This window comes from Vibrio sp. 10N.286.51.C3 (genome assembly GCF_003050065.1).
Classification (GTDB): domain Bacteria; phylum Pseudomonadota; class Gammaproteobacteria; order Enterobacterales; family Vibrionaceae; genus Vibrio; species Vibrio crassostreae.
The window spans coordinates 45,607-65,886 of sequence record NZ_PIGC01000020.1 but is presented as its reverse complement, the minus strand read 5'-3'; the positions used below and the strand labels follow the sequence as shown (position 1 = coordinate 65,886).

The following is a 20,280-nucleotide window of genomic DNA, read 5'->3' as shown; positions in this document are numbered from 1 at the left end:
CACACAAAATATTGTCTATATGAGTTTGTTGCGAATGTGGATCACTACAGCTTCTGCAATGATAACCACAGCAAAAATACTCACCAATACCATCGACACTTTTTGCCACTCGAAAAGGTTCTGCGCATCGTTGAGCACTACGCCAATACCACCAGCTCCCACTAAGCCCAATACCGCAGATTCACGCACGTTGATGTCCCAACGGAACAGTACAATTGAGTAGAATGCGGGCATCACTTGTGGCCAATACCCTTTCAGAAGAATACTCATCCACGAAGCGCCTGTTGCGCGTAAAGCTTCAATAGGCCCCATGTTCACTTCGGCAATGGCTTCCGCTAACAGCTTCCCTACAAAGCCGATACTGCGAATTGCAATTGCCATGATACCTGCGAGAACACCGGGGCCAAATAGTGCGATAAACAGTAATGCCCACACTAGTGAGTTCACTGAACGTGAAGACACAAGGAAGAATTGAGCAACCCAGTTCAACGCTTTATTAGGTGTAATGTTCGGTGCGTTTAACAACGCCAAAGGGATCGCAAACACCAAAGTAAACAGTGTGCCTAATGTCGCGATGTGTAAGGTTTCAATCATCGCCGCGTGAATCGACTCAGGGTAGAAACCATAGTCCATTGGCACCATGCGCTCGAACATATCCGCAAACTGGGCGGGGGCGTCATAAAGGAACTCAGGAATCACTTCTACCGTCTGCCAAGACCAAACGATGGCACACACAAGGCTAAGGTAAACGGCAAATCGAGCCACACGTTCGTTGGGTGTAAAACGCTGCCACTCTCTATCAATAGATGCAGTTGTCATTAGAAGATTCTCCTAACAATGTTGGAAAGGAATTCGCCTACAAGAATCAGCGCGATGATCGTTATCAAAATAGCAGCGACAAAGTCGTAGTCGAAACGTTGGAATGCCGAGAATAACGTCCCACCAAGGCCGCCCGCGCCAACGATGCCCACCATAGTTGAGTTACGTAAATTCGAGTCCAACTGGTAGCTAGCGAAGCCAATAAAACGAGTAAACACCTGCGGCATTACCGCATACAGAATCACACTGATGAAGCTAGCGCCGGTCGCTTTAATCGCTTCAACAGGCTTGAAAGAGATCTCTTCAATCGCTTCTGCGAACAGCTTGGCAATAAAACCAATCGATGCGAACACCAAGGTCAGAATCCCAGCCAGGGCACCAAAACCCACGGCTTTCACAAACAAGATTGCGATGATCACTGGATGAAAAGAGCGACACAGTGCGATAAAGCCCCGAATAGGTGTCGATACAATCGAAGGCATCATGTTTCTTGCAGCAAGTAAGCCAAGAAACAGCGAAATGATGATGCCGAAGAAACTCGAAATGATCGCTATCTGTAAGCTCTCTGCTAAGCCACTTAGCAGTAGATTAGTACGCGAGAAATCTGGCGGAAACATTCTTGATAGTAACCGCTCACTCTCACCAAAACCGATGACCAAACGATCAAAAGTCAGCCCTAACGTTGAGAAACTGTAAAACAGATACGCAACTATCGCAACGATGATTGCTCGGTTAGTCCATGAGGTTTTGAACGGGTTTTCATGCTTCGCTGGCGACTGGTTTGACGATGCACTTGGCGATGAGCTTGGGGTTAATCCAGCCATGATTCACCCCCATAGATGATTTTTAGATCTTCCTCTGAAATGCCTTCAGGGCTGCCGTCGTAATGTACTTTGCCATTACACATGCCGATGATGCGTTTGGCGTAACGCTTGGCTAAGTTGACATCGTGGATGTTAACCAACACAGGGATGTTCTTCTGCTCGGCGAAAGTTTCCATCAGCTCCATGATCTCAACCGCGGTTTTCGGGTCGAGTGATGACGTTGGTTCATCCGCTAATAAGATATATGGGTCTTGCATGACTGCGCGAGCGATACCGACACGCTGTCTTTGGCCGCCTGACAAACTGTCGGCACGTTGGTTTGCAAAGTCTTGTAGGCCTACAAATTCAAGTAACTCGAACGCTTTTGCTAAGTCTTGTGGAGAATAGTTACGACGCCACGCATTCCAAGCCGTCATGTAACCCAAACGGCCGCTTAACACGTTCTCGATAACCGTTAAACGTTCCACGAGGTTATATTCTTGGAACACCATGCCGATGTGTCGACGTTGTTTACGTAGCGCTTGGCCTTTTAATTGAGTCAGGTCTGCGCCATCAAAAATGATTTCGCCTTGGCTTGGATCATTAAGGCGGTTGATACAGCGCAGAAGCGTACTTTTACCGGTACCAGATGGACCAATGATCGCGATGATGCCTGGCTCATCGATATCAATATTAATGCCTTTAAGGATTGGCTTGCCTGCCACATATTCGTGGAAAAGGTTGTTTATCTTTATTCCTTCATAGCTTGCTACGGCCATACTGCATTTCCTTGTGCGAATTTTAGAATGATCTATGCCCTACCCGCGAGGGCATAGATATTTAGTTGAAGTAGGTGTTTTTAAAGAACTAAGTCTTTCGAGAACTTAGTCTTCTAATAGAAAAAGAATTAGCCGTTGTTTGCTTGTTTCGCTAACTCAGCTGCTTTTTTCTTCGCGCGTTTAGCCGCATCTTTTTCCGCGAGTTTCTTAAGGCCAGCTTTAGTGTAAGCCGTACCTGTCGCGTGGGCGATATCACGAATCACGTCCCACTCTTCTTTGTAGCTGATTGGTGAGAAGCGGTCTGCACCTTTGAATGATGCGCTCATCTCTGGTGTGAAGCGGTAGCTAAAGAAAGCTTCGTTGATCTTCTCAACCAGCTCCGGTTTTAGGTTGTACGCGTAACCAAACGCAGACGTTGGGAAGCGCGGGCTACGGTAGATGATCTTAAGCTCAGAATCATCAACACGACCTGCTGCCACCATACGATCGTACACGTCAGATGCCACAGGTGCTGCATCATAGTCTCCGTTGAATACACCTAGAATCGATTGGTCATGCTTACCTGAGTAAAGCACTTTGTAGTCTTCATCTGGCACTAACCCTTTAGCTGGGAACAACGCACGAGGAGCTAGGTTGCCAGAGTTTGATGATGCAGAAGTGTGTGCAACCTTTTTGCCTTTTAGATCAGCCATGGTGTTGATACCACTGTCTTTGCGTACAATGGTAATCAGGTTGTAGCCTTGGAAACCAGACTCATCGCCTTTCACTGCAATTGGAACGTAGCCCGCTAGGTTAACCGCGTAGCCAGTTGGGCCCGTAGAGAAACCAGCTACGTGCAAACGGCCAGAACGCATCGCTTCTACTTGTGCAGAGTTCGAGTGCACCGTGTAGTAAATCACTCGCTTACCCGTGATTTTGCTTAAGTGAGCTTGGAAGTCGGCAAACGCATCTTTGTACAAAGCAGGGTCTTCTACTGGCGTGTAAGTAAACACAAGCGTGCTTGGGTCATTCCACTCATCTGGGTTCTTCGGTGAATCGGCGACCAAATCTTGGTTTTCATCACAGTATCGATCGTCTAACACACCACGACTAGAGCAGTCGCTTGCCATAGCCATTGAAGGAAGTAGTAATGAGCTAGCGATTAACAGTCCTTTAACACTGATTTTCATATTCAAACCTTACTTTTACTTATTGTTGAAAGTCACCTTCGCTATTGCAGCCTTCGTGCCATATTTTTATTTGCTAAATTTCAATGACTTACAACAAAAATCAAACTAACCAAGATCTTTTGAGTCATTGATGTCCAACTCAAAACCAATCATTTGGGTCATTTCTGTCCCATCAACCTTGATGGTAAAAAAAGAGCCCGAAGGCTCTTTGGTTCACTGCTTTTTCTCTTATTATTCTTCAATAATCCAGATAACTTAGGCGTCGCTGTCCATGCAGTTTGCGTAGTAAGTGACCGTTGCAGGCCAGTCACTGAATACGCCCATCACACCCACATCTTGTGCTAACACATCGAGCATTTTCATCATGTCGCCATCATTGTTGATACCATCTTTCACGCTCTTGTAGTACCAACCGCCGCCTTGCGCGAGTGGGCCTGAACGTTCCAGAGTCCATGCGATGATGTCGAGGTCTGCATCTTTAGCAAGCTTGGCGTAGTTAGACGCAACCAGTTCGTTGTTTTCGTCTAAATCAACCAGAGCAAACAGAGGTGGCGCGATGATGTTCACACCCGCATCGTGCAGCTCTTTCATGTTTTCAACAGAAGCAACAAAGTTCGCTTGCTCGTAAACACGGTCATCAAGATAAACGGCTTGTTTACCGAATTTTGGTGCAGCTTTGATCCAGTACTTCACGTCATCCAGGTTGAACGATTGCAAGTAAGTCTCTGAAGGTGCAAAGCCCGCTTCTTTTAGTTCATCCACCAGCTTTTGCGCGTACATCTCTTGGCTGAAGCCATTGAAAGGCATCTCAACCGCTGCCGATTTCAATTCAGGTGTCACTTTCACACCGTGTTCTTTAAACAGCGCCGCACTTTCTGCGTGTGTCATCAGCGTCCCACTCTGGCTGTAAAGATCGGTTCTCCAACCCGGAGTACCGTTCATGTACTCTTCGACTGTGGTGGCTTTCGGGTTCGCCCCATCCATTTTACCTTTTAACGTCTTAAACTCCGCCAGCGTGAAATCGGAAGTACGACACTCAACCTGAGCATCTTCACCTGTCGCTGGGTTCGCAGGTTTAAATGGAACTGAACACTTCTTAGCGAGTTCAGGATGCGCCAACACATCAGTTGTGGTGTGCAGGTCACTTTGAGAGTGTCGACATACCAACGCCTTATCTTTAGTGAAGGTCACATCACACTCTACGACACCGGCTCCCATCTGAATTGCCGCTAAGTATGATTCTTTGGTGTGCTCGGGAAACTGCATTGCAGCTCCGCGGTGCCCAATAGAAAAATCACTACGATGAAAAGGCCCTTCGCTACAACTGAGCAGCTTGGTTTTCAAAGGGCTCTCATCCATATTGTTGACTAAAAAGAGGGGACGAGGTCCTAGGTTTGCTGACTCTGTTGCCGCCCATGCTGTCATTGAGCTAACGCCGAGTATCAGAGCAATCGAACCTTTCAGTATTTGCTTCATGTTTGTATCTCCTTGCAACAAGCAATTATTTTTCTAATTTCCTTAATCCGGTCATTTCTACCTTCTGTGAGATGACCTCATGTGGGCAGGTGCCACAATGTAGGGATTGCACGCTTTGTGCCAAATGTTAAAACTCTTTTATTACAATTACTTGAAACAGTTAATCATTCGACTAAATGATAAATGGGTCATTGTTGTCTTGTGCTTTTTCTTCCGCTTTGTCTTTTGGTTTAGGTTTGCTCCTCAAGAACCAAGTTAATGAGTTAGGCTTTAAAGCTCTCTTTATCCAACTGATGTTTCTTCATTTTTCGATAAAGCGTTTTTCGGGGTAGATTCAGCTTATTCGAGACCTCATTGATATTGCCCGCGCTCTCTATCAAGGCTTCGGTTAATACATTTCTCTCGTACTGCTCCATCTGCTTTTCAAAGGCGAAATCTTCCCCAGTCGATTCACAAATTGGCGATTGCAGATCGAAGCCATCACCGACAATGCCAAGTACAAATCGGTCGGCGACATTACGTAACTCACGCACGTTTCCTGGCCATTCATGTCGGCAAAGCTGCTGTATCTGTTCGGGATAAATCGTCGATGGACGCGTCTTGTACTTGTGGCTCGCTTGTATCACAAAGTGGCGGAACAACACCTGAATGTCTTCTTTGCGTTGACGCAATGCGGGAAGGTTTAAGCTAGCAATATTGAGGCGATAGAAGAGATCAGCTCTGAACTCACCTGATTCACTCAGGCTCGCGAGATCGGCTTTACTGGCCGCGACCACAACGATGTCGACGGGTATCAACTCATTACCGCCTACACGCTCAATCATTCGTTCTTGAATCACGCGCAGCAGTTTAATTTGCACCGCAATTGGCATACTTTCTATTTCATCAAGAAACAGAGTGCCGCCATTGGCTTGTTCTATTTTGCCGATACGTTTCTTATTGGCACTGGTAAACGAGCCCGCTTCATGACCAAACAACTCACTTTCGATAATGCTTTCTGTCATGCCGCCACAGTTTATCGCGACAAACGGTTTGGCTTTACGACGGCTGAATTGATGCAGAGCTCGAGCTATTACCTCTTTGCCCGTTCCCGTTTCTCCGTTGATAATGGTGTCGACGCCAGTATGTGCTAAGGCAAGCACTTGCTTACGTATGGTATCCATCGCTTTCGATTGGCCAATAACCACAGACTCAATCGGAAGATCTGAGTCCTGATCGTCGTCTAACGTTGCAGGGCTGTTGTGCTGACACTGTGCCAACGCCAAGTCGAGCTTTTCTACCAACTCACTGGCATTGAGGGGTTTCTCCAGAAAGTCGAACGCACCCAACTTCATCGCCTCTATCGCCATCGGAATATCACCATGCCCGCTCATCAGTAATACCGGAACATTGGCTGCGCGATGTTGGATTGAGCTCAACAACGTAAGCCCGTCGACTTGTGGCATTCGCACATCACACAATACCACCGCCTGACTGTTCGCTTTCAGCGACTTTAGGCCAAGGTTAGGGTCGGTAAAGCTAGTGACATGAAAACCCTCGAGTTCCAACATTTCGCTCACGGCTTCAACGACGTCGGTTTCATCGTCGATAAGAACTATGTGTTTTTCTGCAGTCATGAGCCTGTGCCTTTTGGTAGAGTGACAATAAAAGTGGTGCATTGGTGTTCAACCGATTCCACGTGAATCGAGCCGCCAAAGTCTTTGATTATGTTGTATGCGATAGACAAACCGAGACCGAGCCCTTTGCCTGTTGTCTTACGGGTATAAAACGGATCAAACAGATAAGGAATGTCCTCTTCGGGTATTCCTAATCCATTGTCCTTAACTGCAATTTGAATAGTGTTCGGATACTCTTGAGTGGAGATGCTGAGCAGGGGCCGCTCCCTGTGTTCAACGGCATCCAACGCATTGCTGATTAAATTCACCAGCACCTGCTCTAAGCGAATGCTGTTGGCTCGTACCATTTGATCGCTTTGTAGGGAATACTGAATTGACACCCTACTCTGCCGAGTTTCAAAGAGGTCGATCGCATCGCCAATCACCTTATCCACCTCGACGTTATCAATTTTGCCGTCACTCTTGCGTGAGAAGGCTTTCAAGTGGCGTGTAATCGCAGCCACTTTGTCTAATAAGATCTCGATCTTTTTCAGGTTATCTTCTGCTCTGTCTGGTCTTTGCTTACCTAACCATAATTGAGCACTTCGAACGTGACTATTTACTGCGGTCAGAGGTTGATTGATCTCGTGAGTAATGCCGACACTTAACTGCCCCAACGCGGCCAGTTTTCCAGCTTGAATGAGCTCATCCTGAGTAACACGCAGCTTGGCCTCGGCCAAGGTGCGTTCTTCCACCTCAGCCTCCAATTTACGGTTGGTTTGCTTGACGACTTTGGCTGTAGTTTGAAATACCTTTAGGTACTTAGCCATTTGCGTCACTTCGTCTTTGCCACGAATGGACACTTCGGTATCTAAATGGCCGGTAGAAATCGCAAACATGTTATCTTTAAGCTGTAAAAGTCTTTCCAAAATGCTCTTACGCACGTAGAACCATGAAATCGCAGCGGCAGCTAAAACACTGAACAAGGAAAAGAAAAGTGATAAACGTTGGTTCGATTGCAAAGAGTGCTGCGCCTGCTGAATCGACTGATCAATATTGCGATTCACTTGGCTGGTGTTACGTTCGATTTGCACCGTTAACTGATTCAAATGCTCACGGCTATTTTGCAGGAAATATTGCTCTTGATAGAGATGATCGAGCGCTTTGTTTTTCATCCTATACAAGCTGCTATCACTTGAGGCGAGGTTATAAATCACCGTGAGTTGATGATCTAATTCAGGAAAGGTACTTCTGAGATCGCCACTTACCCAAAGCTGCCACCACTCTTCTCCAACCTGCTCTAATCTTAGACTGGTGTAATCCAACTCATTAAAGCTTGAGTCGTTATACAGTTTTTCGACTAAGCCTAATTGGTAATACAACAGGGATTTTAACTGGGTATATTGGATTTGATCTTTGGCTGGGTCAGGCAAACTATCGAGTGAGTCACTGGCTTGTTGCAATAGAGGATAAAAGCCTTCAAGTAAATTACGAAGTTCTTGATTGAGTTGTTCTGACTCAATTTCACTTTGATACAACAAACTCAGACTATTGTTAACTTGAGCAATAAGATCTTTAAAATAGGAGTGATAATCGGGGAATTGAACCATTACGCTATTCATGACGGAAATGGCGTCTTCAATTTTAAGCATCGCTTGTTTGCGTTCTAAATTCGATTCCGCATCACTGAGTTGCGATGAGGTTGTGATAATCACACGCACCATGTCATTGAGGCGTGCAGCGTTATCTAAAGCGGGGATTTCACTCTCTTTTAGCTCAACAAGGCGTTGATTTAGGTTATCAAAGGTGAAACTGGAGACTACCGAGAGAAAGATGGTGGTCATCGATAGCATGGCTAACGCCAACACTAAACGCAGCTCTATGCCCTTCCAGCCAAACCACTTACGACGCGGAATCTTGATCGGAAATGGACGTTCAAAACTGTCCTTGTTATCTATCACTTTTGAGACACGACTGCTCACTCGCCCCACCTTCTTCTCATCAAATCGTCAACAGGAACTGCTAATGATTCAATTAGTTATGGCATGAGCCTTACTTAGGCTTGCATCGAATAGCTTTAGTGAAACTATTAAATGAAGAGCAATCATTAACATTTCACATAAGATATCATAACAATTATTTTATAAAGCTTGAGCTGTCTGTTTTGCGATAATAGAAAGTGACCGCACCGACAGAAACGTGATTACTTTATCAATCCCTGTCGGAGGGCATTTTAGTTTGAGCACTTCCAATAAAGTCTGAGCATTTATCATAGAGATTGACCGTATTGGACAGTTCACTCGCAAAACGGGACTTACCATACTTCTGCCCAAATCAAGTTAGATCAAGACCATTTACTTCTTCCTTGCTATAAAATCTCCACTAGTTTAACTTACTTAACATACCCATAAATAATGGATGGTTTTTATGCTAGGAAAGCACCAAGAGCCCTATGGCGCATTTTATCGTTCAACTCATGATAATGAATACTTAGACTCTAAGACTGAACTTCTAGTCGGTTTAGCCGCTGCCATGGGGATGAATTGTCTGCCATGTACAAACTATTACTTAAAGCAGGCAAAAAAAACTGGAATCACGAAAGGCGAGATTTCGGATGTAACAGCCAAAGTTATGGCTGTGGCCGCCGGTCAAAAAAAACTTCAGTTTCAAGAAGTATTGGAACGTTATGACATAGACTTAAACTCGTTTAACTAGAGAATTGTGTATGACGTTGTGAAGAGACTAAAACATAGGGAACAACTTCAAAATTAACCTTTGGATCTGAGTGACTAAAATATTTTCCACGAAGTTTGTATGACCATTAACGCCGTTGTTCCAAAGAACGACTTTAATGGTCTTAAGTACTTTATCTGCACCTAACAGCTATAAGGAAGCAAGTTCTAGTTATTAAGGTAACTGACAATGACATATTTGATTACCTTCCCCCTAACAATGATGACATTAAGGAATAAGTACAATCGCTCCAAGCGCTTGATTGCTTGCCATTCGTTCATGAGCTTTCGCTGCCAAAGATAACGGTAATGTACTATCAATCAATGGTTTGATTTGCCCTTTTTTGATTGCTGGAAGCCATCGTGAAAAATCTTCAATATCTCCAACTAATGTTCCTCGTAACTGCTTTTGAGTAAAGAAGAAATTACGAACATCTATTGTCGCTTCAGTACCAGCCATGAAGCCCATTGTGACGATAATGCCCTGAGGGCGTACGACATTAATCGTTTGTTGAAGAATATCACCTCCTAAATTATCAATAGCAACGTCCACACCTTTGCCTGCAGTCCATTCATTGATAGCAGCAACAAAATCTTGCTCAGAAGAATTGATAACAAAATCAGCGCCACAATCTTTAGCAATGTTAGCTGAGTCTTCATTTTGTACCGTAGTAACGACACGAGCACCAAGTGCTTTTGCAATTTGAATGCTCATCATCCCTGTACTTGAAGCGCCCGCATGTACTAAGACGGTATCACCTGCTTTAACTTCACCAACAATTTCAATAGAACGAATGGCGATTAACAGAGGCACTGGTAATGCGGCTATCTGCTCAACAGGTAATCCAGTATTATCAATTAGCAACCACTGTGCTGGTACAACAATATATTCTGAGTAGGTTCCCTGACGATGAGCACCCGGAATCGCATAACTGTTGGCTACAGTAACCGGACGGACATGCGATTCTGCTGGATCAAGTGGATAACCAGGCATCGAAATAACACGATCACCGATATCAAATCCAGTAACGTCCTCTCCAAGTTCAACCACCTGGCCGACAGCATCAGAGCCCAGAACATGAGGGAATGTTAAATCCGGTGAAATCTGTCCTAAACGAACATAATGATCAAGTCGATTTGTACCAATCGCCTGTGTTTTTATCAACACTTCTCCAGGACCTGGTTGAGGTGTTGGAACCTCTTCAAATTTAATTTCTTCAGGTCCACCAAAATTATGAATAACAGCAGCTTTCATACGATTTTCTCCAGTATATGGTTTAAGGTGATCGACGATTTATCGATCACTAATGTTACTTAGGTATAGAAATAGCAAATGGTTAAATAGAAAGTTTAAAATCTATTCTTTGACAGATTCCTGTTTGTTTCGAAGTGTTGTTACTGTCTCCCCGCCAACACCCCAATTATCGGTTTCCACTTCGTCAATCACGACAAATACCGTTGATTTTGGTTTATCGAGCACTTGATAGAGCAGATCAGTTGTTCCTTCAATCAGACGTTTCTTTTGTTCAGCAGTCACACCTTCTCGTGTCACTTTAATATTGACGTATGGCATTTTGAATTCGTCCTCATTATTTGGTTGCCAATGTAGAGTCCATATCTTGTCTAGATTCTGGTTCTAACTCGGCATCTTGATGATGGAGGTTAAGATAACCTGTTACTTAAAATTGAAAAATGAGCTTTAAGTCATTACAGTTGATACACAATGTAATCAATCTATGAGGGCGTTATGCAACGATATTTTGACAATGTACAAATGAGCAGCATCGAGCTTTTTTGCCTTACCGTGGAAACTGGCAGCTTTACGGCCGCTGCTAATGCTGCTGGTGTGACACCTGCAGCAGTCAGCCGTTCTATTGCTCGACTCGAAAAGAGATTACAAACTCGACTGTTCATTAGAACAACTCGCAATATGAGAACGACAGATACAGGTCAACGTTATTACGTGGATTGTCGAAATGCCTTGAATCAATTAATTGAAGCAGAAGAAAAAATATCGGGAGAAACTCAAGAACCGGTGGGAGTACTTAGCATTAGTGTCCCTACTCTGTATGCACATTACCGCTTACTACCACGGATAAATCAGTTTTGTGACCTTTACCCACAGTTGAAAATCAACATAGAGGTCAGTAATCAAAACATTGATTTTTCGGAGGATAATTATGACGTAGCCATTAGAGGGAGTGAGTTGCATGATTCCGGTTTGATTGCACGACGCCTTGAGGATGCAGAGCTCATCATTGTTGCTGCGCCGTCATACTTAAAAAATCACCCCGCACCAAGTGTTGTTGCTGATCTTCAGGAGCATGAATGTATACAGTACATATTGCCTAGCAGTGGTCGAAAAGTACCATGGACATTTCTTTCTAAAGGCGATCTCATCAAAGTAGAAACGAAGGGACGTTTACTGTGTCAGGAAGATTTCTTAGCCACGCTGACATTGGTTAAAAGTGGTGCAGGGCTCATGCAGGTCTATCGCTTCACGGTTGAGCAAGAGCTACAAAAGGGAGAGCTAGTCGAAGTATTACAAGAGTATTCAGGAACAACACGTCCATTCATTATGATGTATCCATACGCTCGTTATACGCCTTTAAAAACGAGAAAATTCATTGAGTTCATGATGACCTCGGATCAACATGAACTGCAGTACAAGAACACTTAATATAACTTTCATAATATTAATCAGTTAAGGTTTATTAATACCAACAAAAATCGCACAAGCTTTCACTCACGCGATTTCATTGATGTCATGTAAAACTACTGGTTGAAACTCAACGAGTTAAAGAATGATCATCCCATCTTGATAAGTCAGTGCTGGCGACACGTCTTGACCAAGTAATACAGGTCCATCTAGGTCGACGATTTCAGATTGCACTGCGATCGGCAGAGCTGCACGCATGGCCAGTGAGGTACCAAGCATACAGCCCGACATCAGAGTAAATCCGAGCCTTTGCGCTTCTTCGGCAAGTGCTAATGCTTCTGTCAAACCACCGGTTTTATCAAGCTTGATGTTGACCATTTCATACTTGCCCAACAACGAAGACAGTTGGGAACTGGTATGGCAGCTTTCATCAGCACACAGTGGAATTGGATGCTTGATGTGTGCCAGTGAGGCATCATGCTGTTGTGGTAAAGGTTGCTCGATCATCGCGATATCAAACTCAGTCAGCTGATTGAACAGCTCTTCAAGGTTCAGCCCAGTCCATGCTTCATTGGCATCCAGTACAATTTTAACCCCAGGAGCCGCTTCTCGGACAGCGCGTACACGCTCTACTACTTGCTCACCATCAAGCTTCACTTTTAGAAGTTTCGCACCGTTCGCCACATAATCTCGAGCTTGTATTGCCATCGCCTCTGGTGTGCCAATCGAGACTGTCATAGCGGTAACAATCTGCTTAGGTAACTCGAACAAGCTATTCGGAAAGATCTGGTCGTTCTGCTGCGCTTGATAATCCCAAAGCGCACAATCGATAGCATTACGCGCAGCTCCTCCGGTCAATGAAGACTGAAGATGATCTCGTAATTCTTCAGGATCGGTCATACCACGCTCAAAGGCCATTTCAAGAGAGCTCGAAGCTTGTTGGATTTGCGCCAACACAGACTCGGATGACTCACCATAACGCGGGTAAGGCGTACACTCGCCTTGAGCTTGTTTACCATTATGTTCAATGTAAACGCGAACAACATGACACTCTGTTCGGCTGCCTCGAGATATGCGAAAAGGCGTTTGCATCGCGATAGTAACTGGTTCTGCTGTAATCTTCATAATTTCACTCGGTTGATGTTCGCTTTAACAAATGGAAACGTAGAAATGATGAAATCGTTAAAGTGAATATCGCAAATGATCAGTAATATGTTGTACACCAAATCGCACCGGATCCGTCACTGGTACTTGATAAAGTGTGGTCCATTCTTGGCACAATGTCTCAGCCTCTTCAATGCTAATCGCCGATGTGTTCAGGCAAATACCCACCAGCTTCACATCTGGATTTGTCAGTCGCGCGGCTTGCAAATTAGCGTCAATCGTCTGTTCTATTGCTGGCAATTTGGCATGCGGTAGATTGCGAATATGTGGTCGCCCTACTTCATGACACAGCACTAAAGCATCAGCTTGCGCGCCATGCAACAAACCCAAACTCACGCCAGCAAAAGACGGATTGAACAAAGAACCTTGGCCTTCAATGATGTCCCACTCGTGGTCGGTAAAATCTGGGCTGATGGCTTCAACCGCGCCCGAAATGAAATCCGCCACCACAGCATCAATCGAAATACCGCTGCCTTCAATCAAGATACCTGTCTGCCCTGTTGCTTTAAACTGAGCAGATATTCCCGCATCTTTAAGCGACTTTTCAATCGCTAACGCCGAAAACATCTTGCCTACAGAGCAATCGGTACCGACTGTGAGAAGGCGTTTACCTTGACGAGGCTTGCCATTACCAACGTTTAGGACACCATCAAAATGGCGTACATCATGAAGCTTAGTCAATCCTCGCTGTTGCATGTCAGCAAGCGGTGAGAATTCACTCAAGCGCTGGTGCATGCCGGATGCAATCTCAAATCCCATTTCTGCAGCGGCTAATATCGTAGGTTGCCATGAGTCAGGAATAACGCCGCCCGGGTTTGCAGTGCCAATCACTAACGTTTTCGCACCTTGAGCTTGTGCCTGTTGCAAGGTCAGATCCATCAAACCAAGAGAAACGGTCTCTTCTGTTAAACGTAATTGGCCGAGGCAGATTTCTGGTCGCCATTGGTGAATACCACGAGCGGTTTTTGCGGCCAATGGGTCAGTAACATCCCCAAGAAAAAGAAGGTAAGGTTGAGCGATAGACATGAGCATTCCTAATTAATAAGTCCTTGTATGGAATTACTTTAATTAAGAAGTTAAAGGCTGCCGAATACCTATTTATCGAGTGCCTATAACCTTAAGTTATAGGCTGAGTATGGCTCTTCAATGAAGCGATCAATTGCTTAACGGAAATCGACTGAGGGGTGTGCTCTGCGCAAAGCATCGAGACCGAAAATTGGATGTCTGGTTGAAGTGGCAACACACAGACTGCATCGTCATTTTGATATTGCTCTGCCGTCCACGGATCCACAATCGCAAACCCCGCTTGGTGCTTGACCAGTTCCGCCGCCGCGCTGTATCCACGTACCGATATCGGATGGTGATAATGCTCATCTCGCGCAATAAGGCTTTGATGTAATAGGAGGCCTAATGGATCGCGGCTATCAAGCCCGATGATTGGTAAGGGATAATTGATCAGGTCATCAAGGGTTAATTCAGTCGGTAACTGTTCAACAGTGTGGGATGGAACCAGAGCCTTAAGTGATTCGGCCAGTAAGGCTTCAGACAATATAGCTGGCGGTGCTTCATCTCCAAATGCGATAGCAATATCGAGCTCATGCTTTAATAGCCCAGCACAAAGTTCATCACGGTTAGCAGTCAACAACTCAAAAGAGAGCTCTTGTTCACGAGACATTTGGGCTATTACCGGAGTCAGCAATTTGGTCGCTAAAATCGGCGGTGCGCCAATACGCAAATGCTGATGGCCTTGCTTCACTTTGTTAGTCAAAGAACGAAATTGACCCAGTTGTTGGTAGACCTTCTCCGCTTCCGGTAACAAGGTTTTCGCTTCAACCGTTGGCACCAATCGCCCTTTGACACGCTCGAACAAGCCAAACCCCAACTGCTGCTCAGTGTGCGCCAAAATACGCGTCACATTAGGCTGGGACACATGCAAGCTGCGTGCAGCTCCAGATACGGTTCCGGTCTGCATAATGGCGTAAAAGACTTCCAGTTGTCTCAGGTTCAAATTGATGTCCTTTGGTTCACCGAACAGGTTTAGGGCTTGGATTCTGTTGTATTAACTAAACTGTCTATCTATCAACTTAGCTATCTACATGGGTTTATTTTAGTAACTCAGCTATCGCAGGTTGAAGAACCTCAGCCCAAGCTTGATAAGCCTTGGCATTCAAATGCAGATCGTCACAACTATATCCATTTGATAGTAATTGATTAGGTGCTAGAACACGGTTCACATCCAAAAACTCGATATCATGCTGTCTGCAATAAGCTTCTAGTCTTTGGTTTAATTCTGAAACCTGAGGGTTCAAGCTTTGCAGTTTAGACCCTACATAAAGCGTTGATTGCACCAATATTCGAATATCGTTTTCTTGCCACACCTTAAGCATATCAACGTAGTTCTGGTAGATATGCTCGACATCGTAACCTTGCGCTAAATCGTTTATCCCTGCCATAAAACACACCAGCTTTGGCTTCACGTTTAACGTGGTATCAATGCGGCGTAACATGCCGGTTGTGGTATCCCCCGCTAAGCCGCGATTGACCATAGAAACATCACGGAAAATATCCGCCCACGGAGCCCATTCAGTGATCGAGTCACCAAACAAGACTAAGTCTGCACTTGGAGAAAAATGACGATGATTATCTGATGTCATGATGTAACGGCTCATGCTGTGGCCTCGTTGATGAATCTCTGACTGAAGAGCAACTGCCTTGAGGATTTCACTGTCAGGTGTGGTGCTATCGAATTGAGCCAGTAACCCTTCGATGTGAGGCTTGAAAGGGCTGAGACGAGTGCTCAATTGATGATGTTCTTTAAGGGAAGATAGCCTCTCTAACAATACGTACAGAGAGCGATTTTGACCAACTTCTTGGAATAACTGATAGAGATCGAGGACAGGGTGTTGTTGTAGTGCGGCAAGTAATTGCTTGTCTTCCATAGTGTTATCTAACCCTTCAATTATCTGGTAATGAACTCAAGATAATATCCGATTGCGTACGGGATAGATAACACTAGAAGTAGAGATTTACTTTTCTTTGATTAGCAGGTGATTACGGTTATCACGACTTTTCTTAATCAGCTCGTTGCTCTCATCCATTTCATCAGATTTAGCAAGACGATCGTAAAGTAGCACATTCACTGTTGCGGCTAAGTTCATGCAGCCAACTGTTGGAACGTACACAACGTGATCTGCTCTATCGGCAACATCTTGAGAAATAGAGCCGTCTTCAGGGCCAAAGATATAAATGGCATTTTCTGGGTGTTTAAAACGCGGCAGTGGTGTTGCACCTTCAGCGAGTTCCACACAAACGATCTTAGTTTCTGGATCAAGATTGTCTAAAAACGACTCAACACCGGTCAACGGGATGGTACGCGCAGCACTCTTGGTATCGGTGTGAAATTTCGCGGCTTTTTCGTAGCGTTGCCCTGTGTATCTAACTTCGTCGACTTGGTAACAACCAGCCGCGCGCATAACAGCACCAACGTTTGTCGGGCTCTTTGGGTTAGTTAAACCAATAGTCACATGGCTTTTGTTCATGAATCTTTCTCACTTAACGAATAGACATAGCAGGGTGCTACAAAGCGTCGCATTCTAACAAAGCAGCGTCGATTTCAAAAGCATCGATACAAACTCACTTTTTCGCTCTTAAGCCTCTAATTGCAAGGCTTCTCACCTTAAAAACTTAACCGTCATCATATTTATAAAACAAAAACACTCTAGGGTAACAATTAAACAACAAGCCCATTTACATTTTGAAACCACATTAATAATGTGTTGAAAATTGCATGAGACAATCACACAGGAAGCGTGACATGACCCTAACCATCAAAAACCGCCTTTATATCCTCTCTTTCATTCCACTGCTACTGATGGCAATCGGGATGATGAGTGTGACGTATATGAAGAGCACTGAGCTAACCGCACAACAAGTAGAATCGACGCGTAGCAATATGATGGCGATGAAAGAAAAGGAACTCAAAGCGTATCTGCAAATGGCTCAATCTTCTATCAGCCCGTTCTTGGAAAGAGGTGCAACATTAGAAGAGGCCTTGCCAACCTTAAGAACACTCGAGTATGGCGAATCTGGTTACATCTTTGGTTACGACTCTAAAGGTGTGAGAGTGGTAGTCGGACAAAATACGGATGGCATTGGGAAAAACTACTACGACCTGCAAGACAAAAAAGGCAATTACCTGATTCGTGACCTCATCAAGAACTCAAAGCTTGGCGAATTCACCACCTACTACTTTCCTAAACTTGGTCAATCTGAAGCCCTACCAAAACTCAGCTATTCAATATTCATCCCACAATGGGATTTGATGCTTGGTACCGGTTTTTATACTGACGACATTGATGCTGTCATTGCAGAAATGAAAAAGAGCTCGAACGCTGCGCTGCAAAGCTCACTGACTGCCATCGCTATTTTCTGCGGATTGATTGCCTTTGTTGTCGCAGCGTTTGCTGTTGCTGTGAACCGCACCATTATGAAGCCACTTGAGCAGTTTGACCGTTCAATCAGCGCATTCGCAAGTGGTGAAGCCGACTTAACCGCCCGAATGGAAACCTTCAAAGCGCCCGAGTTCACTAAGCTCAGTGAAAACTTCAATGCCTTTGTTGCCAGCCTGCAAACCATCATTCGCAGCGTCAGTGATGTCGGTCAGCAAGTCGTAGCCGAGACATCTAGCATGTCTTCTCGCGCCGCTCAGGTCGACGAAATTGCTACAGGCCAACGTGAAGAGACAGAACAAGTTGCAACGGCGATGACTGAGATGACCACAACGGCGCAAGAAATCTCTAGCAACGCAAGCCAAGCCGCTGATTCCGCTAAACTTGCAGAGGGCAATGCCAAAGAAGCACAACAGATCGTAAACGCAGCTGCAGATTCGGTTGCAGGCCTAGCGAGCGAAGTTTCAGAAGCCAACACCGTAGTATCACGATTAGAAGGCGATGTGCAGAACATCTCCTCTTCACTGGCAGTTATCCAAGATATTGCCGAGCAAACTAACCTACTTGCATTGAATGCCGCGATTGAAGCTGCGCGTGCAGGTGAACAAGGTCGTGGTTTTGCAGTGGTAGCTGATGAGGTACGTAAACTGGCAAGCCGAACTCAAGAGAGCACGGGCGATATTCATAAGATGATTGAGCAACTAAAAGCCGCTTCAGACGCCGCTGTAAAAGCGATGGACTCAAGCCAAAATCGCAGTGCTCAAACCGTGGAAGAAGCAAACGCTGCCGCCGCTGCACTGGCGAAGATCCAAGAATCGATAGATACCATCATGGACATGAACTCGCTTATTGCTACGGCAACAGAACAGCAGAATATTGTCGGCCAAGAGATATCTCAACGCATTGTAGTGATTTCAGACCAAAGCTCACAATCGGCGGCACTAGCAAATCAAAACCGCACCGGTAGCCAAAACCTCAACAGTCGTGCAAATGAGCTGTATCATTTAGTGGATCGCTTCACTGTCTAATGTCGAGTAAGTGAACGCTACTCAACGTTCAAAGCTATCATCATTAAAAGTAAACGGGCTTCAGAATATCTATTCTGAAGCCCGTTTACTTTATCGTTGGTGGCTTTAGATCATAAACTAATCCAATTGCTCAGACAGGAAATCCACCAGCAGGCGAACCTTTGAAGATAGATTACGGTTCTGAGGGTACAACGCCCAGATCCCTTCTTTGTCGTCTCGGTAATCGGAAAGCACTTCGACTAACTCTCCAGAGTCTAGATCTTCACTCACGTAGTATTCAGGTAACTGCACCAAGCCAATGCTCTGCTTCGCAGCATCTAATAACGCTAAACCACTGTTGCACTTAATGCGTCCGTTAACACGAACCGAACGAGGGCGACCATTTTCTTTAAAGCGCCAGTGTTCAAATCCACCAACTAAGCATTGATGATTATTTAATTCAGATAATGTATGCGGTTCCCCATAACGTTCAATATATTCAGGGCTGGCACATACATAGAGTTGGCGTTGAGAGAGCTTCTTCGCCACAAGACTTGAGTCTTCTAAGCGACCAAGACGAATCGCTACATCAACACCCGAGTCGATTAGGTCGAGCTTTTGATTAGTCAGCATCAACTCAAGTTCTACTTGTGGGTGAAGATTTAAGAATTGATGAAGTATCGGAGCAAGTTGGCGCTCACCATAAGTCACAGGCGCGGTGACTTTCAGTAAGCCTTTTGGTGTGGATTGCATCTGCGTGACCGCAAGCTCAGCAATTTCTAAGCCCTCGACCAGCAACTTACACTGCTGATAATAGAGTTGCCCAGCCTCTGTTAGAGACACCTTTCGGGTCGTTCGATTGAGCAGTTTCACTGCGAGTCGTTCTTCGAGGTTTGCGACCCTACGACTGATTTGAGCCACCGACGTAGCGAGTTTCTGCGCCGCACCAGTAAAGCTTTCACGCTCTGCCACTGCAACAAACTCAATTACCCCTTCCCAATTGGCCATGCCTTTACCTTATGCTGAATTTTGGTTACCCATACAGTGTATTGAAGATAGATATCAGTGTCACCTTGCTTGATATGCTTTGCGCATAAATCTTCGCCAGCCACAACTGATTAAAATAACGCCAACCGATACCTGACATTTCTCAAAACTCCTTACCGAACACTAACAAAATCGTATTTCCCCCTGACACTCCTCCTACCACTTCATTGATATGTTGGTTCTGTACCGGAACACAGGTACTTCAACACAGTAAGGTACTCCTATGAAAAAATTAATCATACTTGCATCAACTCTTGTACTCAGCACCACAGCGTTCGCAGCAACCAAAACAACGATTCAAGAAACAACGCTAAAATCTGATACATTTGTTACTGAAGCGGAAGCATACGATGCAGGAACTAACCTTATGGATGAGTTAAGCGCAAAAACACCTTTTGAGCTTTCAAGAGAACTGCCACAGTTCCAACAAACAACCAAATACGATTCGTTCAAGATTGATGACGCGAACATGGAAGTGAAAAAAATCACTAACATGAGCGGCGATGTTCATTACCAAGCGAACGTAAAAGTTGACTACCGTTACACATACAAAGACGGTCGCAGCAGCTAATACCGAACGAT

At 45.0% G+C, this 20,280-nt stretch carries 19 protein-coding genes; 4 read left to right on the top strand and 15 right to left on the bottom strand.

The window, feature by feature from the left end; genetic code table 11:
- Positions 1-15: 15 nt before the first annotated feature.
- The 7 genes from phnE (CWO27_RS19200) to CWO27_RS19170 form a co-directional block, all read right to left on the bottom strand.
- Entirely contained in the window at positions 16-819 is an 804-nt protein-coding gene (gene phnE, locus CWO27_RS19200) for a phosphonate ABC transporter, permease protein PhnE (RefSeq protein ID WP_048663773.1), read from the bottom strand.
- Positions 819-1,643, bottom strand: coding sequence for a phosphonate ABC transporter, permease protein PhnE (gene phnE / locus CWO27_RS19195; protein ID WP_102432017.1), 825 nt, complete (start codon positions 1,641-1,643; stop codon positions 819-821). Before phnE (CWO27_RS19195) ends, phnE (CWO27_RS19200) begins: the two co-directional genes overlap by 1 nt.
- Positions 1,631-2,401 (bottom strand): phosphonate ABC transporter ATP-binding protein, encoded by a 771-nt coding sequence (phnC, locus tag CWO27_RS19190; protein WP_048663776.1) that lies wholly within the window; start codon positions 2,399-2,401, stop codon positions 1,631-1,633. The genes phnE (CWO27_RS19195) and phnC overlap by 13 nt, the downstream gene beginning before the upstream one ends.
- A 128-nt stretch (positions 2,402-2,529) precedes the next feature.
- On the bottom strand, positions 2,530-3,570 hold the full coding sequence (gene phnD, locus CWO27_RS19185) for a phosphate/phosphite/phosphonate ABC transporter substrate-binding protein (protein ID WP_008216587.1): 1,041 nt from the start codon (positions 3,568-3,570) through the stop codon (positions 2,530-2,532).
- Between the two features lie 255 nt (positions 3,571-3,825).
- Positions 3,826-5,046: a glycerophosphodiester phosphodiesterase family protein gene (locus tag CWO27_RS19180; protein ID WP_102432016.1), complete on the bottom strand. Its 1,221-nt coding sequence runs from the start codon at positions 5,044-5,046 to the stop codon at positions 3,826-3,828.
- A gap of 263 nt (positions 5,047-5,309) precedes the next feature.
- Positions 5,310-6,662, bottom strand: coding sequence for a sigma-54-dependent transcriptional regulator (locus CWO27_RS19175; RefSeq protein ID WP_102432015.1), 1,353 nt, complete (start codon positions 6,660-6,662; stop codon positions 5,310-5,312).
- On the bottom strand, positions 6,659-8,632 hold the full coding sequence (locus CWO27_RS19170) for an ATP-binding protein (protein WP_102432014.1): 1,974 nt from the start codon (positions 8,630-8,632) through the stop codon (positions 6,659-6,661). Before CWO27_RS19170 ends, CWO27_RS19175 begins: the two co-directional genes overlap by 4 nt.
- Before the next feature lie 436 nt (positions 8,633-9,068).
- On the opposite strand from CWO27_RS19170, the gene CWO27_RS19165 reads away from it, so the two are divergent.
- Complete coding sequence (locus tag CWO27_RS19165) at positions 9,069-9,356, top strand: carboxymuconolactone decarboxylase family protein (RefSeq protein ID WP_102432013.1); 288 nt, start codon at positions 9,069-9,071, stop codon at positions 9,354-9,356.
- Positions 9,357-9,602: 246 nt separating this feature from the next.
- Here the strand turns inward: CWO27_RS19165 and CWO27_RS19160 are convergent, their stop codons facing one another.
- Together CWO27_RS19160 and CWO27_RS19155 are read right to left on the bottom strand one after the other, a co-directional pair.
- Positions 9,603-10,628: a quinone oxidoreductase family protein gene (locus CWO27_RS19160; RefSeq protein WP_102530124.1), complete on the bottom strand. Its 1,026-nt coding sequence runs from the start codon at positions 10,626-10,628 to the stop codon at positions 9,603-9,605.
- 102 nt (positions 10,629-10,730) lie between these two features.
- A complete protein-coding gene (locus CWO27_RS19155) occupies positions 10,731-10,946 on the bottom strand; it encodes a tautomerase family protein (RefSeq protein ID WP_102432011.1) in 216 nt (71 codons plus the stop codon).
- Between the two features lie 174 nt (positions 10,947-11,120).
- On the opposite strand from CWO27_RS19155, the gene CWO27_RS19150 reads away from it, so the two are divergent.
- Positions 11,121-12,053 carry a LysR family transcriptional regulator gene (locus CWO27_RS19150; protein WP_102432010.1) on the top strand — a complete coding sequence of 311 codons (933 nt, stop codon included), beginning with the start codon at positions 11,121-11,123 and terminating at the stop codon, positions 12,051-12,053.
- Between the two features lie 117 nt (positions 12,054-12,170).
- Here CWO27_RS19150 and dgcA read toward each other — a convergent pair whose 3' ends face one another.
- The 5 genes from dgcA to CWO27_RS19125 all read right to left on the bottom strand — a co-directional run bounded on the left by dgcA (position 12,171) and on the right by CWO27_RS19125 (position 16,735).
- Complete coding sequence (dgcA, locus tag CWO27_RS19145; RefSeq protein ID WP_057623846.1) at positions 12,171-13,157, bottom strand: N-acetyl-D-Glu racemase DgcA; 987 nt, start codon at positions 13,155-13,157, stop codon at positions 12,171-12,173.
- A 57-nt stretch (positions 13,158-13,214) separates the two neighbouring features.
- Positions 13,215-14,222, bottom strand: coding sequence for an N-acetyltransferase DgcN (dgcN, locus tag CWO27_RS19140; protein ID WP_102530125.1), 1,008 nt, complete (start codon positions 14,220-14,222; stop codon positions 13,215-13,217).
- A gap of 91 nt (positions 14,223-14,313) precedes the next feature.
- Complete coding sequence (locus CWO27_RS19135; RefSeq protein ID WP_102432008.1) at positions 14,314-15,204, bottom strand: LysR family transcriptional regulator; 891 nt, start codon at positions 15,202-15,204, stop codon at positions 14,314-14,316.
- A 94-nt stretch (positions 15,205-15,298) separates the two neighbouring features.
- Complete coding sequence (locus CWO27_RS19130) at positions 15,299-16,135, bottom strand: SGNH/GDSL hydrolase family protein (RefSeq protein ID WP_102432007.1); 837 nt, start codon at positions 16,133-16,135, stop codon at positions 15,299-15,301.
- 87 nt (positions 16,136-16,222) lie between these two features.
- Positions 16,223-16,735, bottom strand: a complete 513-nt coding sequence (locus CWO27_RS19125; RefSeq protein WP_102432006.1) for an RNA methyltransferase — start codon at positions 16,733-16,735, stop codon at positions 16,223-16,225.
- 275 nt (positions 16,736-17,010) lie between these two features.
- On the opposite strand from CWO27_RS19125, the gene CWO27_RS19120 reads away from it, so the two are divergent.
- A complete protein-coding gene (locus CWO27_RS19120) occupies positions 17,011-18,672 on the top strand; it encodes a methyl-accepting chemotaxis protein (RefSeq protein WP_102432005.1) in 1,662 nt (553 codons plus the stop codon).
- Between the two features lie 117 nt (positions 18,673-18,789).
- Here the strand turns inward: CWO27_RS19120 and CWO27_RS19115 are convergent, their stop codons facing one another.
- A complete protein-coding gene (locus CWO27_RS19115; protein ID WP_048669431.1) occupies positions 18,790-19,659 on the bottom strand; it encodes a LysR family transcriptional regulator in 870 nt (289 codons plus the stop codon).
- A gap of 262 nt (positions 19,660-19,921) precedes the next feature.
- Between CWO27_RS19115 and CWO27_RS19110 the strand changes: the two genes are divergently transcribed.
- Positions 19,922-20,269, top strand: coding sequence for a DUF3316 domain-containing protein (locus CWO27_RS19110; RefSeq protein ID WP_048659007.1), 348 nt, complete (start codon positions 19,922-19,924; stop codon positions 20,267-20,269).
- The last annotated feature ends 11 nt before the right edge of the window (positions 20,270-20,280 follow it).

What these genes read in the sequence shown, in the direction of transcription:
- phnE (WP_048663773.1), bottom strand. Translation starts at nt 819, where the DNA reads ATGACAACTGCATCTATTGATAGAGAGTGGCAGCGTTTTACACCCAAC.
- phnE (WP_102432017.1), bottom strand. Translation starts at nt 1,643, where the DNA reads ATGGCTGGATTAACCCCAAGCTCATCGCCAAGTGCATCGTCAAACCAG.
- phnC (WP_048663776.1), bottom strand. Translation starts at nt 2,401, where the DNA reads ATGGCCGTAGCAAGCTATGAAGGAATAAAGATAAACAACCTTTTCCAC.
- phnD (WP_008216587.1), bottom strand. Translation starts at nt 3,570, where the DNA reads ATGAAAATCAGTGTTAAAGGACTGTTAATCGCTAGCTCATTACTACTT.
- CWO27_RS19180 (WP_102432016.1), bottom strand. Translation starts at nt 5,046, where the DNA reads ATGAAGCAAATACTGAAAGGTTCGATTGCTCTGATACTCGGCGTTAGC.
- CWO27_RS19175 (WP_102432015.1), bottom strand. Translation starts at nt 6,662, where the DNA reads ATGACTGCAGAAAAACACATAGTTCTTATCGACGATGAAACCGACGTC.
- CWO27_RS19165 (WP_102432013.1), top strand. Translation starts at nt 9,069, where the DNA reads ATGCTAGGAAAGCACCAAGAGCCCTATGGCGCATTTTATCGTTCAACT.
- CWO27_RS19160 (WP_102530124.1), bottom strand. Translation starts at nt 10,628, where the DNA reads ATGAAAGCTGCTGTTATTCATAATTTTGGTGGACCTGAAGAAATTAAA.
- CWO27_RS19155 (WP_102432011.1), bottom strand. Translation starts at nt 10,946, where the DNA reads ATGCCATACGTCAATATTAAAGTGACACGAGAAGGTGTGACTGCTGAA.
- CWO27_RS19150 (WP_102432010.1), top strand. Translation starts at nt 11,121, where the DNA reads ATGCAACGATATTTTGACAATGTACAAATGAGCAGCATCGAGCTTTTT.
- dgcA (WP_057623846.1), bottom strand. Translation starts at nt 13,157, where the DNA reads ATGAAGATTACAGCAGAACCAGTTACTATCGCGATGCAAACGCCTTTT.
- dgcN (WP_102530125.1), bottom strand. Translation starts at nt 14,222, where the DNA reads ATGTCTATCGCTCAACCTTACCTTCTTTTTCTTGGGGATGTTACTGAC.
- CWO27_RS19130 (WP_102432007.1), bottom strand. Translation starts at nt 16,135, where the DNA reads ATGGAAGACAAGCAATTACTTGCCGCACTACAACAACACCCTGTCCTC.
- CWO27_RS19125 (WP_102432006.1), bottom strand. Translation starts at nt 16,735, where the DNA reads ATGAACAAAAGCCATGTGACTATTGGTTTAACTAACCCAAAGAGCCCG.
- CWO27_RS19120 (WP_102432005.1), top strand. Translation starts at nt 17,011, where the DNA reads ATGACCCTAACCATCAAAAACCGCCTTTATATCCTCTCTTTCATTCCA.
- CWO27_RS19115 (WP_048669431.1), bottom strand. Translation starts at nt 19,659, where the DNA reads ATGGCCAATTGGGAAGGGGTAATTGAGTTTGTTGCAGTGGCAGAGCGT.
- CWO27_RS19110 (WP_048659007.1), top strand. Translation starts at nt 19,922, where the DNA reads ATGAAAAAATTAATCATACTTGCATCAACTCTTGTACTCAGCACCACA.